The organism is Hydrogenophaga sp. R2 (genome assembly GCF_049843595.1).
In the GTDB taxonomy this organism is placed as follows: Bacteria; Pseudomonadota; Gammaproteobacteria; order Burkholderiales; family Burkholderiaceae_C; genus Hydrogenophaga.
Genome location: NZ_JBBHZN010000003.1, coordinates 302,255 through 317,970, shown reverse-complemented (window position 1 = coordinate 317,970; position 15,716 = coordinate 302,255). Strand labels below are relative to the sequence as shown.

Genomic DNA, 15,716 nt, shown 5'->3' with positions numbered 1-15,716 from the left:
GGGGCCTGACGGCGCCGAGGGTCTCGCTGGAGCTTACTGCAGCGGGGTGGCGGGCTCGGTGGCCGGTGCGGCCGCCGAACGCTCCACCTTCTGCACCTGCGGATCGGCCCAGCTGCCGGTGACGCGGAATTCCTGCGTGGTGACCGAGCGCAGCGGCTGGCGCAGCACCAGCTGGGCCAGCAAGGTGCCGATGCCCACCACCGGGTTGACCGTGGCCGCCAGCAGCGAGGCCGCGCCGGCATTGATCTCGGGCACCACGAAGACCTGCAGGTCCTGGGTCTCGCGCACCAGATCGGCCGAGCCCTCCATGAGCACCGCCGCGTTCACGCCCTTCATCTGCAGGTTGCGGGTGGACAGAACGCCCTGCTCGATCTGGCCCTGGCCGCGGAAGAAGTCGAAGGCAAAGCCCTGCGAGAACACGTCGCGGAAATCCAGCACCAGGCGGCGCGGCAGCGACTGCAGGCTGAGCACGCCCAGCAGGCGACCGGCACCGGGCTCGATCTGCAGGAACTGCCCGCGCTCGATGTCCACCGAGACCTGACCGGACAGCGTGGCAATGTCGGGCGACAGCGGCGAGCCGATCCAGCCCACGTTGCCCTCCAGCCGGCCCTGCCCGCCGCGCACCGTGCCTTCACGGCCCAGGCGGTCGAGCAGGCGGCCGGCGTCGTCCACCGCCAGCTGAAAGCCGATGGCGGTGCGGCGCTGGGCACCCGCGCCGGGACCGGTCAGCTGGGTGCCTCCCAGCGGCACCCAGTTGCCGCTGGCGGTCAGTCGCGCCTCGGGCACGGTGGCGCTCAGCCGGGTCAGGCGCCACTCGGGCTGGCGCAGCGGTGCGCCCCGGTTGACCGCCTGCAGCTCGATCTTGCCCAGCGTTCGGCCACCCCAGCGCAGCTCGTCGATGCTGAGGTCCAGCGCCGGCACGCTGTGGGGCTGGTCCAGCAGGCGCTCCACATCGCTGCGGGCCTCCCGCGCCAGCACCAGCCGGCTCAGGCGGGCCGTGACCTGACCCGGGTTGCGCGGCGTGCCGGGCCGGTACTCCACCCGCCCGGCCACTTCGTCGGCCTGCACCTGGGCCCGCCACAGGGCGCTGTCGCGGCTGGCATCGATCTGCACCCGCTGCAGCTCGCGGCCACCGGCCCGCAGGCGGTCGGTGCGCAGCTCCAGCCGGTCGGGCAACCATGGCGGCGGGGCATCGGCACCGGTGGCTGAGGCCTCTGCAGCCTCGCCGGTCGGCCACACGCCGCCCAGCGCCGCCTGCCAGGCATCCACATCGATCTGCGGCAGGCTCAGGCGGGCCAGCACGCCCTGTTCGGGCAGCGCACCGGGGTCGCCGGCCAGGGACCCGGCGGCCACCACGCCGCGCCGCACGGCCCAGCGGTCGGCCTCGCGATGGCGCTCCAGCCGGGCATCGAGCAGCACACCGGCGGGCGACTGCCAGCGCAGCGCCAGCCGGTCGGCCAGCGCCCGGCCGATCACCGGCGCGGTGGGGCCGGCCACTTCGGTCACCGCCAGGTCCATCCGCAGCGGCCAGCTGGCCTCGGCCGGCTTGGCCAGCGGTGCCGGCAGGGACAGGGCCATGCCCTGCAGGTTGCTGCTGAACTGCAGCTCGGGCGCGCCGCCGCGCCAGCCGACCTGCGCGGTGTAGGCGGCCGTGCCGCTGGCCGACTGCGCCAGCTTCGACCACGGCCCCAGCCCGGCGCTGCGCAGGGCCTCGGCGCTCAGGCTGCCCTGGCCGCGCAGGGCCAGCCGCGAGCCGCCCTGGGGATCGGGACGCAGGCCGCCGCTGAACGACACGTCGCCCCCCAGCAGCCGGGCCTGGGCGGTGGGCACATTGAAGCCGGTCTCGCTGAACTCCAGCTGGCCCCGCAGGCGGCCCAGCGACGGCAGGTGGGGCGCGATCACCAGATCGTTGCCGGCCAGCTTGACCACACCCTGCACCCGGGTGGCGGCGGCATTCTCCAGCGGCACGGTCAGCGCAAAGCGGGTCTGGGCGGTGCCGCTCAGGCGGGCGGCATCGAGGGCACCCTGCAGCAGGCCGCCCAGCGGCGAGCGCACCACAAAGCCCAGCTGCGCCGGGGCCGGGCCTTGCACATCGGCCTCGGCGGTGAGCACGCCGTTGCGGCCCAGGTGATCGATGGCCAGGCGGCCGCGCTGGATCTGCACCCCGGCGGCGTCCTGCAGCCCGCCCGCGAGCTGGTCGATGCGCAGCGAGAGGCGGTCCAGCACCAGGTCGCCGCTCATGCGGCGCAGCCCCGGCCAGGGGCGGGCACCGGCGTCCTGCAGGAACGGCGGCAGGTAATCCATGTCCAGACCCTGCAGGCGGGCGCTGATGCGGAAGGTGCCGTCGCCGGCATCGAAGGGCACCCGGGCCACGTCGCCCTGCACCCGGAAGTTCACCGCCGTACCGGTGCCACCCCGCACCGCCTCGCGCACATAACGGCGCGCCTCGGTGCCCACCGACAGCGGCAGGTAGCGGTGCACCCGGGTGAGCTCGGCCTGCTCCAGGGTGGCGCTCAGATCGAGCACGCCAGGGAAACGCGCCGCGCCTTGCGCGCCAAGGGTGGTGTTCCAGCGCGCCTGCAGCGTGCCGCGCGCATCCGGATTGGCCAGCTTGGCGTCGCTCAGCTCGACCTCGATGCGCTCGCCATCGAGCCGCCAGCGCGCCTGGGCGTCCAGCCGCGTCAAGGGCAGGCGGGCTTCCTCGAACACACCGGGCAACCACAGCGCGCCGTCCTGCACCGTCAGGCGGGCCGTGCCCCGGTCGCGCTGCAGGTCGAACTGCACGGTGGCGCCTTCGATGCCCGGACGGCCGATGCGGGGAGCCGGGGTCTCGCCGTCGACCGAAGCCGGCACCGCATCCCCAGCCAGGGCCAGACCCTGCACCAGACCGCTGGCCTCGAGGCCGGTCAGATCGGGGCCGTCCCAGCGGGCCAGCAGGTTCTGCACCCGGCCGGTCGGCTGCAGGGTCTGCACCCAGCGGTGCACCGGCGCGGGCAGCGGAAGGCGTTCGGCCAGCGCGGCCACCGCCGCCAGCTCGATGCCGTCGGCCGAGAGTTCCAGGTGGCCGGCCGGCGTTGCGCCGCGGGCCAGCGGACCGGCCGGCAACTGCGCCAGGCTGAAGCGCCCACCCTCCCAGGCCACGCCTTCGCGGGTGAGGAAACGCAGGTCCTCGCTGCCCAGCCGCCACGACGCATCCGACCAGGACGCCTGCAGCCGGCCCGCGATGTGGGTGAAGGCCAGCGGCGGCAGATCGGCGCCCAGCTGCACGTCCACCGACTGCAGGTCGACATCGGCCTGCACGCCGCTGAAGCGCCCGGCCTCCACATCGGCCCACAGCTGCAGCCGGCCCTGGCCGCCCCGCACCAGCAGCCCCGGCAGGGCGGGCAGGTGGGCCGGCAGGTAGGCCTGCAGCCGCTGCACGTCGGCTTGCGGCAGCGCGGCATGCAGCTCGCCGCTCCAGCGGTCCCAGGGGCGGCTTCCCGCCGGGTGGCCCACCGACAGCAGCGGTTCCCGAAAACGGCCCTGCAGCGTGAAACGGCCGCCCCAGTCAACGGGCGGCGTGGCATCGATCCGCCAGCGGTGGTCGCGTGCGCCGTTGCGCACCACCAGGTCCACCGCCGACAAGGCCAGGGGCGGGGCTCCGCGCTGCTCGTCGGTCCAGCGCAGGGTGCCACCGCGCACCGCGAATTCGGTCTGGTCGAAGAACCAGTCGGCGCCGCTGCCGGCGTCGGTCGATCCCGACAGCGCCAGACCCGCCACCTCCAGCCGGCCATCCCGGGTGCGGCGCACATCCAGTTCGGGGCGGTCGATGACGATCTGCTCGAAACCCAGCCGCCAGAGCGATCGCACCGACACCGAGGTCTGGATGCGCGGCAGCACCAGCGCGGCGCGGCCCTGCGCATCGAGCAGGCGCACATCGGAGAACTCGAAGGCCGGCATGAACGGCGGCAGGCTGAAGGGGGTGTCGGGCCGGTTGGTGGCCCGGATGCTGCCGATGGTGACCGGCACCCCCAGCGCATCGCTGGCCCACCGCTGCAGCTCGGGACGCCAGCCGTCGATTCGCGGCACAATGGCCGCGTGAAGGGCCACCCAGGTCAGCAGACCGAATCCCCAGACCGCCACCACCAGCCACAGCAGCCAGCGGGTCGCACGGGCCCACAGCCGCAGGCCCCGGGAGGCGGGTGCATGCGAAGAGAAGACCGCACCGGGCGCCTGGCTACTGTGATTCATGTCCACTGCAAATTATGACGGCCCGTCATCTCCCCGGTTCCCCTCTTGACACCACCGCGCTGTCAGCGGCTGTAACACCCGTTCCCACCGGCTGCGACGCCGCGCACAGCCGCTTCGTGCAGCGGGTGCGCCGCCGCTACGAGGCCGAGCTGGCCTGCCTGCCACCGGGCATGCCGCGCCGCGCCTCCATGGAAGCCGCGCTGCAGGCGCTGGTGCAGCGTGGCCACCCGCGCACCGCTGCGCTGCGGGTGCTGCGCCAGCTGGTGCTGGAGCGGCTGGCGGTGCTGGACTGCGAGCTCTCGGCCCCGCTGGGCGAAGTGACCCTGGCCGTGACCGAACTGGCCGAGCTCGCCCTGGACGAAGCCTGTGCGCTGGCCTTTGCCGACCTCGATGCCCTGCACGGCGCTCCGCTCCTGCCCGACGGCCGTCGGGCCGCGCTGTGGGTCATCGGCATGGGCAAGCTGGGCGCGCGCGAGCTCAATGTCTCCAGCGACATCGACCTGATCTACGTCTACGAGCAGGACGGCGAGACCGCCGGCAACGCCGAGGGCCGAAACCGCATCAGCCACCACGAGTACTTCGGCAAGGCGGTGCGCCACATCTTCAACACGGTGGGCGAGACCACCGAACACGGCCAGGTGTTCCGGGTCGACCTGGCCCTGCGGCCCAACGGCAACTCCGGGCCGAGCGCGGTGTCGCTGGGGGCGCTGGAGGAGTACTTCATGGTCCAGGGGCGCGAGTGGGAGCGCTTCGCCTGGCTCAAGAGCCGGGTGATCGCCCCCCGCGCCACCATCGACGGCGGCAGCGCCCAGGCCCTGCGCGGCGTGGTGCTGCCCTTCGTGTTCCGCCGCTACCTCGACTACGGTGTGTTCGAGGCGCTGCGCGCCCTGCACCGGCAGATCCGCGACCACGCCGCCAAGCGCGCCGCCGGCCATCCCGGCCGCTCCAACGACGTCAAGCTCTCGCGCGGCGGCATCCGCGAGATCGAGTTCACCGTGCAGCTGCTGCAGGTGGTGCGCGGCGGGCAGTTCCCCGAGCTGCGCACCCGTCCCACACTGGACGCGCTGCAGCGCGTGGCCAAGGCCGGGCTGATGCCGGCCACCACCGCCCAGGCACTGGCCGAGGCCTACAGCTTCCTGCGCCGGGTGGAGCACCGCATCCAGTACCTGGACGACCAGCAGACCCATGTGCTGCCCACGCGCGACGACGATCTGGCGTGGCTGGCCACCAGCATGGGTTACCCCGGCCTGACCGGCTTCCTGCACGCCCTGGACGCCCACCGCGAGGTGGTGGCCGAAGAATTCGACATCCTGCTGGGCGGTCCGGCCAAGGGCCAGTGCAGCGGCAAGGGCTGCGCCGGCAACCGCCCCGATGGCGCGGGTGCCGGCGCCGGCACCGACCTGCAGGCCGTGCTGCCCTCGCTGCCCCGCGAGCTGGCCGAGCGCGTGGCGCAGTGGAGCAGCCACCCCCGCGTGCTGGCCCTGCGCGAGGACACCCGCAGCCGGCTGGTGCGGCTGGTGCAGCGCACCGGCGCCTGGATCGACGAAGGCCGGGTCACCGAACAGGCCGCCCTGCGCATGGCCGACTGGATCGAGCCGCTGTTGCGCCGCGAGAGCTACCTGGCCCTGCTGCAGGAACGGCCCTCGGTGCACGAGCGCCTGCTGCGCCTGCTGGGTGCCGCCCGCTGGCCGGCGCGCTACCTGTTGCAGCACCCGGGCGTGATCGACGAGCTGGCCAGCCAGCAACTGCTGGCCGAGCGCTTCGATGCGAAACAGTTCGAGGCCGATCTGGAAGACCGCCGCGCCTCGTTGCGCCGTACCGGCGAGGACGACGAGGAAGCCCTGCTCAACCTGCTGCGCCGCGCCCACCATGCCGAGGTGTTCCGCACCCTGGCCCGCGACGTGGAAGGCGTGCTCACGGTCGAGCAGGTGGCCGACGACCTGTCCGCGCTGGCCGACACCATGCTGGCGCTCACCGCCCGCTGGTGCTGGCAACGGCTGAAGAACCGCCACCGCGAGGACCCGTCGATGGCCGTCATCGGCTACGGCAAGCTGGGCGGCAAGGAACTGGGTTACGGCAGCGACCTGGACATCGTCTTCGTGTACGACGACCCGCACGAGAACGCGGCCGAGATCTACGCCGGCTTCGTGCGCAAGCTGATCAACTGGATGACGGTGAAGACCGGTGAGGGCGACCTCTACGAGATCGACACCGCGCTGCGCCCCAACGGCAACTCCGGCCTGCTGGTGACCAGCCTGGACGCCTATGCCCAGTACCAGCAGCAGCGCGGCAGCAACGCCGCCTGGACCTGGGAACACCAGGCCATGACCCGCGCCCGCTGCGTGCTCGGCGACCCGGCCATGCACCAGCGCTTCGACCGGATCCGCGAGTCGGTCATCACCGCACCGCGCCAGGCCGACGACCTGGCGCGCGAGATCGTGAGCATGCGCGGCAAGGTGCGGCAGGCCCATCCGGTGCGCGGCGAGGGCTTCGATGTGAAGCACAGCCCGGGCGGCATGGTGGATGTGGAGTTCGTGGTGCAGTACCTGGTGCTGCTGCACGCCGCCACCCACACCGAGCTGCGGCTGAACACCGGCAACATCCACCTGCTGCGCCGCGCCGAAGCGGCCGGCCTGCTGCCCGCCGGCATGGGCAGTGCGGCCGCCGACGCCTACCGCGAGCTGCGGCAGATCCAGCACCGCGCCCGGCTGGACGAGACCACCACGCAGGTCGATCCCGCCAGTGCCGAGCACGCGGCCGCTGCCGTGCGTGCCCTGTGGCAACAGGTGCTGGGGCACGTGGGCCCATGAAGGCCTCGCGCGGCTGGCTGCTGCTGTGCGCCGTGCACGGGGTGGCCAGCATGCTGCTGTGGTGGGCCCGGGAGCCGGCGCTGGCCGCGCTCACCTGGCAGGCCGAGAGCTGGAACCGCCAGCCCTGGACGCTGTGGACCAGCGCCTGGGTGCATGCGTCGACCCCCGAGCTGATCACCCATCAGATCGGGCTGGGCATGCTCACCTTGCTGGCCTGGGTGCTGCGCCCGCCCCGCGAAGCCACCGCCGCGTGGCTGCTGTGCTGGCCGCTGGTGCCGCTGTGCCTGCCACTGTGGCCCCACATCGACCATGCCAGCGGCCTCTCGGGCGTGCTGCATGCCGGCGCGCTGGTGCTGGCGGTGATGCTGCTGACCCGGCGCATCGCGGTGCCCAAGGCCCGGCGCTGGGGTGGTCTGCTGCTGGTGGCCATGCTGATCAAGCTGGCGCTGGAGCGGCCCTGGCTCTACCCGGTGGTGTGGGACCCGGGCAACGAGACGTCGGTGGTGCAGGCCGCCCACCTGGTGGGTGCGGCCTGGGGCCTGCTGCTGGGAATGGTGGCCAGCGTCAGCTGGCGGTGGCTGCCGTCGGCGCGGCCAGCGACTTCCGGAACCGGTTGAGCTCCTGCACCGTCTTGAAGCTGCTGTCCATCAGCAGGCTCATGTTGTGCAGGATGCGCTCGACCACCTTGTTCTCCCAGACCGCATCGAAGTGGATCTGGCTGTCCAGCCAGCGCTCCAGCCACTCGGGGTCGGGCAGGCGGCTCTGGATGGTGTCGTTGGGGAACAGCGCCTTGTTGACGTGCAGGTTGGTCGGGTGCAGTGCCTGCGCGGTGCGGCGGGCGCTGGCCATGAGCACGCCCACCTTGGCAAAGGCCGAGCGGGCCTCGTCACCGAACTTGGCAATGGCGCGCTTCATGTAGCGCAGGTAGGCGCCGCCGTGGCGGGCCTCGTCCTGGCTCAGCGTCTGGTAGATGTGCTTGATGACCGGCTCGGTGTGCCATTCGCTGGCACGGCGGTACCAGTGGTTCAGGCGGATCTCGCCGCAGAAGTGCAGCATCAGCGTCTCCAGCGCCGGGGCGGGATCGAACTCGAACCGGATCTGGTGCAGCTCTTCTTCGGTGGGCACCAGCTCGGGCCGGAAGCGGCGCAGGTACTCCATGAGCACCAGGGAGTGCTTCTGCTCTTCGAAGAACCAGATGGACATGAAGGCCGAGAAGTCGGAGTCGTCCCGGTTGTCGCGCAGGAACATCTCGGTGGCCGGCAGGGCCGCCCACTCGGTGATGGCGTTCATCTTGATGGTCTGGGCCTGCTCGTCGGTGAGCAGGCTGGCGTCGAAACGGTCCCAGGGGATGTCCTTGTCCATGTCCCAGCGGACCGATTCGAGTTGTTTGAAGAGTTCGGGGTACAGCATGTTCATCCTTCGAAAACCGCCGCAATTTTAGGCGGTTGCCTGTGTCAACGGTCTTAAATCGAGTCCAGACGGTCCAGCAAGTACGCAGCATGGGCACGGATGGATGCACGGGCGTCGTCGTCGAGCTTCTGCAGGTTCTTCACCATGAGCGCCGTGCGCGGGCTGGCGGCCAGTTCGGTTTCGTGCCGGTCCAGAAAGTTCCAGTACAGGGTGGTGACCGGGCAGGCCCCTTCACCGCTGCGCTGCGCCGGTGAGTAGGCGCAGCCCTTGCAGTAGTTGCTCATGCGGTCGATGTACTGACCACTGGCCACATAGGGCTTGCTGGTGAAGCGACCGCCATTGGCGAACAGCGCCATGCCGGCCACGTTGGGCAGCTCCACCCATTCGATGGCGTCCACATAGACCGCGAGGTACCAGTCGGCCACCTGCTGCGGGGCCACCTCGGCCAGCAGGGCGAACTGGCCGGTGACCATGAGCCGCTGGATGTGGTGCGCATAGCCATGCTTCAGGGTCTGGCCGATGGTGTCGCGCATGCAGGCCATGCGGGTGTGGCCGGTCCAGTACCAGGCCGGCAGCGGTCGGGCGTGGCCGTAGTGATTGGCCTCGCACAGGCCGGGCATGTCCAGCCAGTACACGCCGCGGATGAACTCGCGCCAGCCCAGGATCTGGCGGATGAAGCCTTCCACCGCGGCCAGCGGCAGGTTGTTCTCGCGCCAGGCGCGTTCGGCTTCGGCGATCACCTCGCGCGGGTCGATCAGATGCAGGTTGAGCGCCACCGACAACAGCGAATGCCAGCCGAAGGGCGTGTCGGTCCACATGGCGTCCTGGTAGGCGCCGAAGGCGACCAGGCGTTCGTCGATGAAGCGCTGCAGCGCCTGGCGCGCCTGGGCCGGCGTGACCGGCCAGCCGAATTCGGCCAGCGATCCGGGGTGGTCGGGGAAGTGGCGCTGCACCAGGTCCAGCACCTCGCGGGTGATGGCGTCGGGCTCGAAACGGGCCGGCTCGGGTATCCAGCCCGGGCCGGCCTTGGGAAAGCTCTTGCGGTTGTCGGCGTCGAAGTTCCACTGGCCGCCCACCGGCTCCTTCCCCTCCATCAGCACGCCGTGTTCGCGGCGCATCTCGCGGTAGAAGAACTCCATGCGCCATTCCTTGCGGCCCTTCGCCCAGCGGGCAAAGCGCGCGCGGCTGCACAGGAAATGGGTGTCCTCGTGCCAGTGCAGCGGCACGCCGGCGTTGCTCGCCGTGGCCACTACGCCCTGCTGCAGCCGCCACTCGCCAGCCTCGCAGACCTGCAGGGTCTGCGGACGCAGATCGGCCAGCACGGCCTGCAGCCGGTCGGTGAGGCCGGGGCGGTCGACGTGGGCCGGGTCGTCGAGCTCGATGTAGGTCAGCGGCCAGCCCAGGGCCTGCAGCTCGGCGCGGAAGTGCCGCATGGCCGACAGGAACAGCGCGATGCGGGCCGGATGGCTCCAGACCGCCGTGGCCTCGCCGGGCGCCTCGATCATGAGCACGCGGTCCTGTGCCGGATCGAAATCCGCCAGGGCCGGGTTGCCCCGCCAGAGCTGGTCGCCCAGCACCAGCACCAGATGACGCACCGGGCGGGTCATGGGGCAGGGCGGCGCGCCGCGTCGGCCCGGCAACGGTCGCTGCAGTACTTCACCTGCTCCCAGGTGCGTTCCCACTTCTTGCGCCAGGTCATGGGCCGGCCGCAGGCCTGGCAGGGCTTGCTGGGCAGGCTGGCCTTGTTGCCGCGAAAGCCGCTGTCCCGGCTCATGCGGGCTGCCCGGCTTCGGCCCGCCAGCGCGAGACGGCCAGCGGGATGTCCTGCAGGCGTCCCAGCGGCCAGAAGGCGCGCCCCCGGCCCGGCGCCATGGTGCGGCTGCGCACCGGCTTGTACAGCGCCGGACAGGCCCCGCCGGCCCAGACCTCCACGCCCGGTGGCAGCAGTTCGCGCAGCTGGTCCAGCGCTGCGCGCACCTCGCGCGGGTTCTGCGCGGCGGTGAAGCTCAGCGCCACCACATCGGCCTGCGCGGCCGCCACCGCCTTCACCAGATCGGGGATGGGGGTCTGCACGCCCAGGGGGATGGTGTGGCAGCCCTCCAGCACCATGAAGCACTCGGCCATCAGCAGCCCCAGGGCATGCTGCTCGCCGGGCAGGGTGGTCAGCAGCACCCGGGGCGGGCGGGCCGGCGGCTGCAGGGCCACCATGGCATGGCGCAGCGTGCCCTGCACCACCTCGGTGTAGAGGTGTTCCTCGTGCACCGCCAGCCGGCCTTCGAGCCACGACTGGCCCACCAGCACGTTCATGGGGGCCACGCCCTCGATGAGCGATCGCGCCAGACCCTTTTCGTTGATCATGCGCACCAGGGCCTGGCGCAGCCCGGCGGCGTCCTGGCGGCGCAGCAGGTCCAGCCAGGGGTGCACCTCGGACGTGTCGGCCGGGCCGTCGCCCACCGACTGCATCCGCCCGGCCGCCGACGGCGTAGTACCGGCAGACAAGGCCAGCAGCCGTTCCAGCGACAGCGGAACGATCTGACCGGGCCGGTGTCCGGCATCGATGAGGCGGCGGATGTGGCGCAGCCGGGTGAGGTCGTCGTCGGTGTAACGGCGCTCGCCCAGACTGTCCCGCTGCGGCTGCGGAAAACCGTAGCGCCGCTCCCAGACCCGCAGGGTGTCCTTGCCCAGGCCGGTGTCGCGCTCGACATCGGCAATGGTGTGGGGGGCCAAGGGCGGCGGGCTGGTGTTTGTCATGGACAACGGATCACAATCGCTTCGCATTATGGAGGTCAGCCGATGAAATCACTGTATGAACCGGGCCAATCCCGAGCAGCACGCCACCGGATCGCCCGCCTGGGCAGCGCCCTGGCGATCGCCTTGACGGCCCTGGCGAGCATGCCCGCCAGCGCCCAGAACGCACCGGCCCGCACGGCCGCGCCCGCCCAGCCAGCGCAGGGAGCGAACTGTCCGGCGGTGCTGCAGCACCGGTTCGACCGGCTGCAGGACGAGAAGCCCCAGAACCTGTGCCAGTACGCCGGCCAGGTGGTGCTGGTGGTCAACACCGCCAGCTTCTGCGGCTTCACCCAGCAGTACGGCGCGCTGGAGTCGCTCTACAGCCAGTACAAGGACCGGGGCCTGGTGGTGCTGGGTTTTCCCACCAACGATTTCGGCCGCCAGGAGCCGGGCAGCAATGCCTCGATTGCCGACTTCTGCGAGAACACCTTCGGCGTGAAATTCCCGATGTTCACCAAGACCACGGTGGTGGGCTCCGGCACCAACCCGCTGTACCAGCAGCTCGCGCAGCGCACCGGGCAACGGCCGCAGTGGAACTTCCACAAGTACCTCATCGACCGCTCCGGGCAGGTGGTCAAGAGCTACGCCAGCTCGGTGGACCCCAAAGACCCCTCGATCCGGAAGGACATTGAGAAAATGTTGTCGGAGAAATCGTGACCGATCAGTCACAATCAGACCGAACAGTTCAAATACACCCACGGCCCGCTGCGGTTTGCCCCGCGTCCGCGGGACAGCACCCAGGAGCCTTTCGCATGGTCTTGAACATCTGGCGGAACTTCCTCCACCGCGCGGCACTCCATGCCGTCATGGGTGGCAAGCCAGTGGGCAGCCATCCCCTGTTTTCCGAACTGCGAAGTCTGACGGCCCACCCCGGCCGGTCTGCAATCCCGAGGCGTTTCTCCTCCTCCTCCCTCCCTCCCTTGTTCGTTTCGGGGCGCTTCGCAGTTCTTTCTTCTTCCGGGCTCCTCGCTGTGGCAGCCCCTGGGGTCCGGTGGTGACAGCCATGTACCGCGATCCCCAATCCCCTCCCTCGGCCATTTCAGGCGGCTCGCCCGCCCGCCCCATGCCGCGCGTGGCCATCGTCGGCTCCGGCATCTCGGGCCTGGCCGCGGCGCACACGCTGCACGGCCTGGCCGACATCACCCTGTTCGAGGCCAACGATTACTTCGGCGGCCACACCCACACGGTGGACATGACGCTGCCGGATGCGCAGGGCGTGCCCACCACCTTCGGGGTGGACACCGGCTTCCTGGTGCTCAACGAGCGTACCTACCCCAACCTGCTGGCGCTGTTCGCGCAGCTGGGCGTGGAGATTGCGCCGTCGGACATGTCGTTCTCGGTGCAGGCACCCGGTGCAGCCCCGGGCGGCGGCACGCTGGAGTGGAGCGGCTCGAGCCTGTCCACCGTGTTCTCGCAGCGCCGCAACCTCACCAACCTGCGCTTCTGGCGCATGCTGGCCGACATCCTGCGCTTCAACCGCATCACCACCCGGCTGGCCGAGCGCGGTGACGATCTGGGCGAGAACAGCCCGCTGCTGCAGCCCCTGGGCGATTTCCTGCGCGACCAGGGCTTCTCGGCCGAATTCCGCGACTGGTACTTCCTGCCCATGATGGGCTGCATCTGGAGCTGCCCGACCGACCAGATGCTGGCCTTCCCGGTGGCCACCATGGTCCGCTTCTGCCACAACCACGGCCTCATCCAGGTGAGCAACCGGCCGCAGTGGTACACGGTGCGCGGCGGTGCCCGCCATTACGTGGACAAGATCGTGGCCGAGGTGCCGGATGCGCGCCTGTCCACGCCGGTGCGCCAGGTGCTGCGCGACAGCCAGGGCGTGCGCATCGTCACCGACCGGGGCGTGGACCGCTTCGATGCGGTGGTGATGGCCTGCCACACCGACCAGGCCCTGCGCCTGCTGGGCGGCGAGGCCTCGGCCAACGAGCGCGAGGTGCTGGGTGCCATCCGCTACCAGGCCAACCGCGCCGTGCTGCACACCGACGCCAGCGTGCTGCCCGACAGCCGACGCGCCTGGGCGGCCTGGAACTATGAGCGATCGGCCAGCGCCAGCCGCGAGTCGGCCCAGGTCTGCCTGCACTACCTGCTCAACATGCTGCAGCCGCTGCCGGTGCAGCAGCCGGTGGTGGTGTCGCTGAATCCGCAGCGCGAGATCGACGAGCGCTTCGTGGTCGGCGCCTGGGACTACGACCACCCGGTGTTCGACCTGGCCGCCATCCGCGCCCAGGCCAAAGTGCCTGCGCTGCAGGGCCAGCTCGGTACCTTCTACGCGGGTGCCTGGTGCGGCTACGGCTTCCACGAGGACGGCCTGAAGGCCGGCATGCACGCGGCCCGTGCCCTGATCGAACAGTTCGGTCTGGTGCCCCACACCGACGACCAGGCCGCGCGGCGCGCCGCCCTGCCCGGGGTGTTTGCATGACACCGGTGGCGCAGATCGGCTTCGGCCAGGTGCGCCACACGCGGCACCGCCCGCGCTGCAACGCGTTTGCCTACCCGACCTACTTCCTGATGCTGCCCATGCGCAGCCTGCGCCAGCACGGCCCGGGCGCGCTGGCCCGCAACCGCCGCGCCGCCCTGGCCTTCCACGACCGCGACCACGGCGACGGCCGCGACGACGCGCTGGCCTGGCTGGAGTCGGTGCTGGCCGAACACGGCATCCTCGATGCCGATGGCGAGGTCTGGCTGCACACCTACCCGCGCGTGCTGGGCTACACCTTCAAGCCGGTGAGCTTCTGGTACTGCCACCGGGCCGACGGCTCCTTGCGTGCGGTGCTGGCCGAGGTGAACAACACCTTCGGCGAGCGCCACTGCTACCTGCTGGATGCGCCCCGCTACGGGGTGCCGTGCGAGGCCGCCAAGGTGTTCCATGTGTCGCCGTTCTGTCCGGTGCAGGGCCGCTACCGCTTCGTGTTCATGCGCACGCAGCAGGGCGGGCGCGACCGCACCGTGGTGCGCATCGACTACCACGACGACGAACGCGCCGGCTCGCCGGTGCTGCTCAACACCAGCGTCTGCGGCGACCTGCTGCCGCTGGACGCCGCCACCCGCCACCGCGCTCTGTGGAGCCACCCGGCCATGACCCTGGGCGTGATCGCCCGCATCCACTGGCAGGCGCTGCGCCTGTGGTGGCGCAAGGCCCCGTTTTTCCGCCAGCCGCCCGCACCGGGCGACTTCGTGACCACTGCCCCGGCCCAGAGGCCGGATGCCGAACCCCGTCCCACATGAACAGCACCACCGCCACCCGACAGCCTGCCGGCTTCGCGCTGCCGCGCAATGCACCCGCCGCCGCCCGCACCACGCTGCAACTGCTGCAGCGCCTGGTGCACGGCAGCCTCACGCTGACCCTGCCCGACGGATCGGTGCAGCGCTTCGGCAGCACCGACGGCCCGCACGCCAGCATGAAGCTGCACAACTGGAACGTGTGCAGCGCGGCGCTCAAGTCGGGCGACATCGGGTTTGCCGAGAGCTTCATCGCCGGCGACTGGACCACGCCCAACCTGACCACCCTGCTGGAACTGATGATCGCCAACCGCCGCGAGGTGGAAGACGTGATCTACGGATCCTGGTTCGGTCGTCTGGCCTACCGCATCCGCCACCTGCTCAACCGCAACAGCAAGGCCAACAGCCGCAAGAACATCCATGCCCACTACGACCTGGGCAACCCGTTCTACCGCCTGTGGCTGGACGAGACCATGAACTACTCGTCGGCCTGGTTCGAGACCCCGGGCCAGGACATGGCCGAGGCCCAGCATGCCAAGGTGCGCCGCGCCCTGCGCATGGCCGGCGTGAAGCCGGGTGACCGTGTGCTGGAGATCGGCTGCGGCTGGGGCGCCCTGGCCGAGAAGGCCATCCTGGAGTTCGATGCCGGCATCACCGGCGTGACCCTGTCCACCGAGCAGCTGGAATTTGCGCAGGAGCGCATGCAGCGCATCGGCGGCGCCGACCGAGCCGACCTGCGCCTGCAGGACTACCGCGACATCCGCGACGAGCCCTTCGACGCCATCTGCTCTATCGAGATGATCGAAGCCGTGGGCCGCGAGTACTGGCCGACCTACTTCCAGAGCGTCGCGCGCCTGCTCAAGGCCGGCGGCCAGGCCTGCATCCAGAGCATCGTGATCGACGACGCCCTGTTCGACCGCTACATCAAGGGCACCGACTTCATCCAGCAGTACATCTTCCCCGGTGGCTGCCTGCCTTGCCCGTCCGAGTTCCGGGCCCAGGCCCGCGCGGCCGGTCTGGAGGTGGTGGACGAATTCGCCTTCGGCCTCGATTACGCCGAGACGCTGGCCCGCTGGCGCGACCGTTTCCTGCACGAGCAGGACCGGGTGCTGGCCCTGGGCTTCGACCAGCGCTTCATGCGCATCTGGGAGTTCTACCTGGCGTACTGCGAGGCGGGCTTCCGGGGCGGGAACATCGACGTGGTGCAGTACACGCTGCGCAAGCCCGCCTGAACCCACCACGGAG

The 15,716-nt window shown here is 70.9% G+C and carries 11 protein-coding genes; 6 read left to right on the top strand and 5 right to left on the bottom strand.

What is annotated here, in order from left to right:
- Positions 1–33 precede the first annotated feature (33 nt).
- The gene (locus WD026_RS12820; protein ID WP_425724045.1) at positions 34–4,230 is read right to left on the bottom strand and encodes a YhdP family protein; all 4,197 of its coding nucleotides are present in this window, start codon (positions 4,228–4,230) and stop codon (positions 34–36) included.
- Between the two features lie 14 nt (positions 4,231–4,244).
- Between WD026_RS12820 and glnE the strand changes: the two genes are divergently transcribed.
- Together glnE and WD026_RS12810 are read left to right on the top strand one after the other, a co-directional pair.
- Positions 4,245–7,040 (top strand): bifunctional [glutamate--ammonia ligase]-adenylyl-L-tyrosine phosphorylase/[glutamate--ammonia-ligase] adenylyltransferase, encoded by a 2,796-nt coding sequence (glnE, locus tag WD026_RS12815; RefSeq protein WP_425724044.1) that lies wholly within the window; start codon positions 4,245–4,247, stop codon positions 7,038–7,040.
- Entirely contained in the window at positions 7,037–7,657 is a 621-nt protein-coding gene (locus WD026_RS12810; RefSeq protein ID WP_425724043.1) for a hypothetical protein, read from the top strand. Before glnE ends, WD026_RS12810 begins: the two co-directional genes overlap by 4 nt.
- On the opposite strand, the gene WD026_RS12805 is transcribed toward WD026_RS12810, so the two are convergent.
- From WD026_RS12805 to WD026_RS12790, 4 genes are read right to left on the bottom strand one after another with little or no spacing between them, the layout of a single operon-like run.
- The gene (locus tag WD026_RS12805; protein WP_425724042.1) at positions 7,605–8,450 is read right to left on the bottom strand and encodes a ferritin-like domain-containing protein; all 846 of its coding nucleotides are present in this window, start codon (positions 8,448–8,450) and stop codon (positions 7,605–7,607) included. The two genes, WD026_RS12810 and WD026_RS12805, sit on opposite strands and share 53 nt — an antisense overlap.
- 53 nt (positions 8,451–8,503) lie before the next feature.
- The gene (locus tag WD026_RS12800; protein WP_425724041.1) at positions 8,504–10,057 is read right to left on the bottom strand and encodes a cryptochrome/photolyase family protein; all 1,554 of its coding nucleotides are present in this window, start codon (positions 10,055–10,057) and stop codon (positions 8,504–8,506) included.
- Positions 10,054–10,224 (bottom strand): DUF2256 domain-containing protein, encoded by a 171-nt coding sequence (locus WD026_RS12795; RefSeq protein ID WP_425724040.1) that lies wholly within the window; start codon positions 10,222–10,224, stop codon positions 10,054–10,056. The genes WD026_RS12800 and WD026_RS12795 overlap by 4 nt, the downstream gene beginning before the upstream one ends.
- Positions 10,221–11,201, bottom strand: coding sequence for a MerR family transcriptional regulator (locus WD026_RS12790; RefSeq protein ID WP_425724039.1), 981 nt, complete (start codon positions 11,199–11,201; stop codon positions 10,221–10,223). Before WD026_RS12790 ends, WD026_RS12795 begins: the two co-directional genes overlap by 4 nt.
- A 42-nt stretch (positions 11,202–11,243) precedes the next feature.
- On the opposite strand from WD026_RS12790, the gene WD026_RS12785 reads away from it, so the two are divergent.
- The 4 genes from WD026_RS12785 to WD026_RS12770 all read left to right on the top strand — a co-directional run bounded on the left by WD026_RS12785 (position 11,244) and on the right by WD026_RS12770 (position 15,703).
- Complete coding sequence (locus tag WD026_RS12785) at positions 11,244–11,897, top strand: glutathione peroxidase (protein ID WP_425724038.1); 654 nt, start codon at positions 11,244–11,246, stop codon at positions 11,895–11,897.
- Between the two features lie 406 nt (positions 11,898–12,303).
- On the top strand, positions 12,304–13,671 hold the full coding sequence (locus tag WD026_RS12780; protein ID WP_425724173.1) for an NAD(P)/FAD-dependent oxidoreductase: 1,368 nt from the start codon (positions 12,304–12,306) through the stop codon (positions 13,669–13,671).
- A complete protein-coding gene (locus WD026_RS12775; RefSeq protein WP_425724037.1) occupies positions 13,668–14,477 on the top strand; it encodes a DUF1365 domain-containing protein in 810 nt (269 codons plus the stop codon). Before WD026_RS12780 ends, WD026_RS12775 begins: the two co-directional genes overlap by 4 nt.
- Positions 14,474–15,703 (top strand): class I SAM-dependent methyltransferase, encoded by a 1,230-nt coding sequence (locus tag WD026_RS12770; protein ID WP_425724036.1) that lies wholly within the window; start codon positions 14,474–14,476, stop codon positions 15,701–15,703. The genes WD026_RS12775 and WD026_RS12770 overlap by 4 nt, the downstream gene beginning before the upstream one ends.
- Positions 15,704–15,716: the final 13 nt, after the last annotated feature.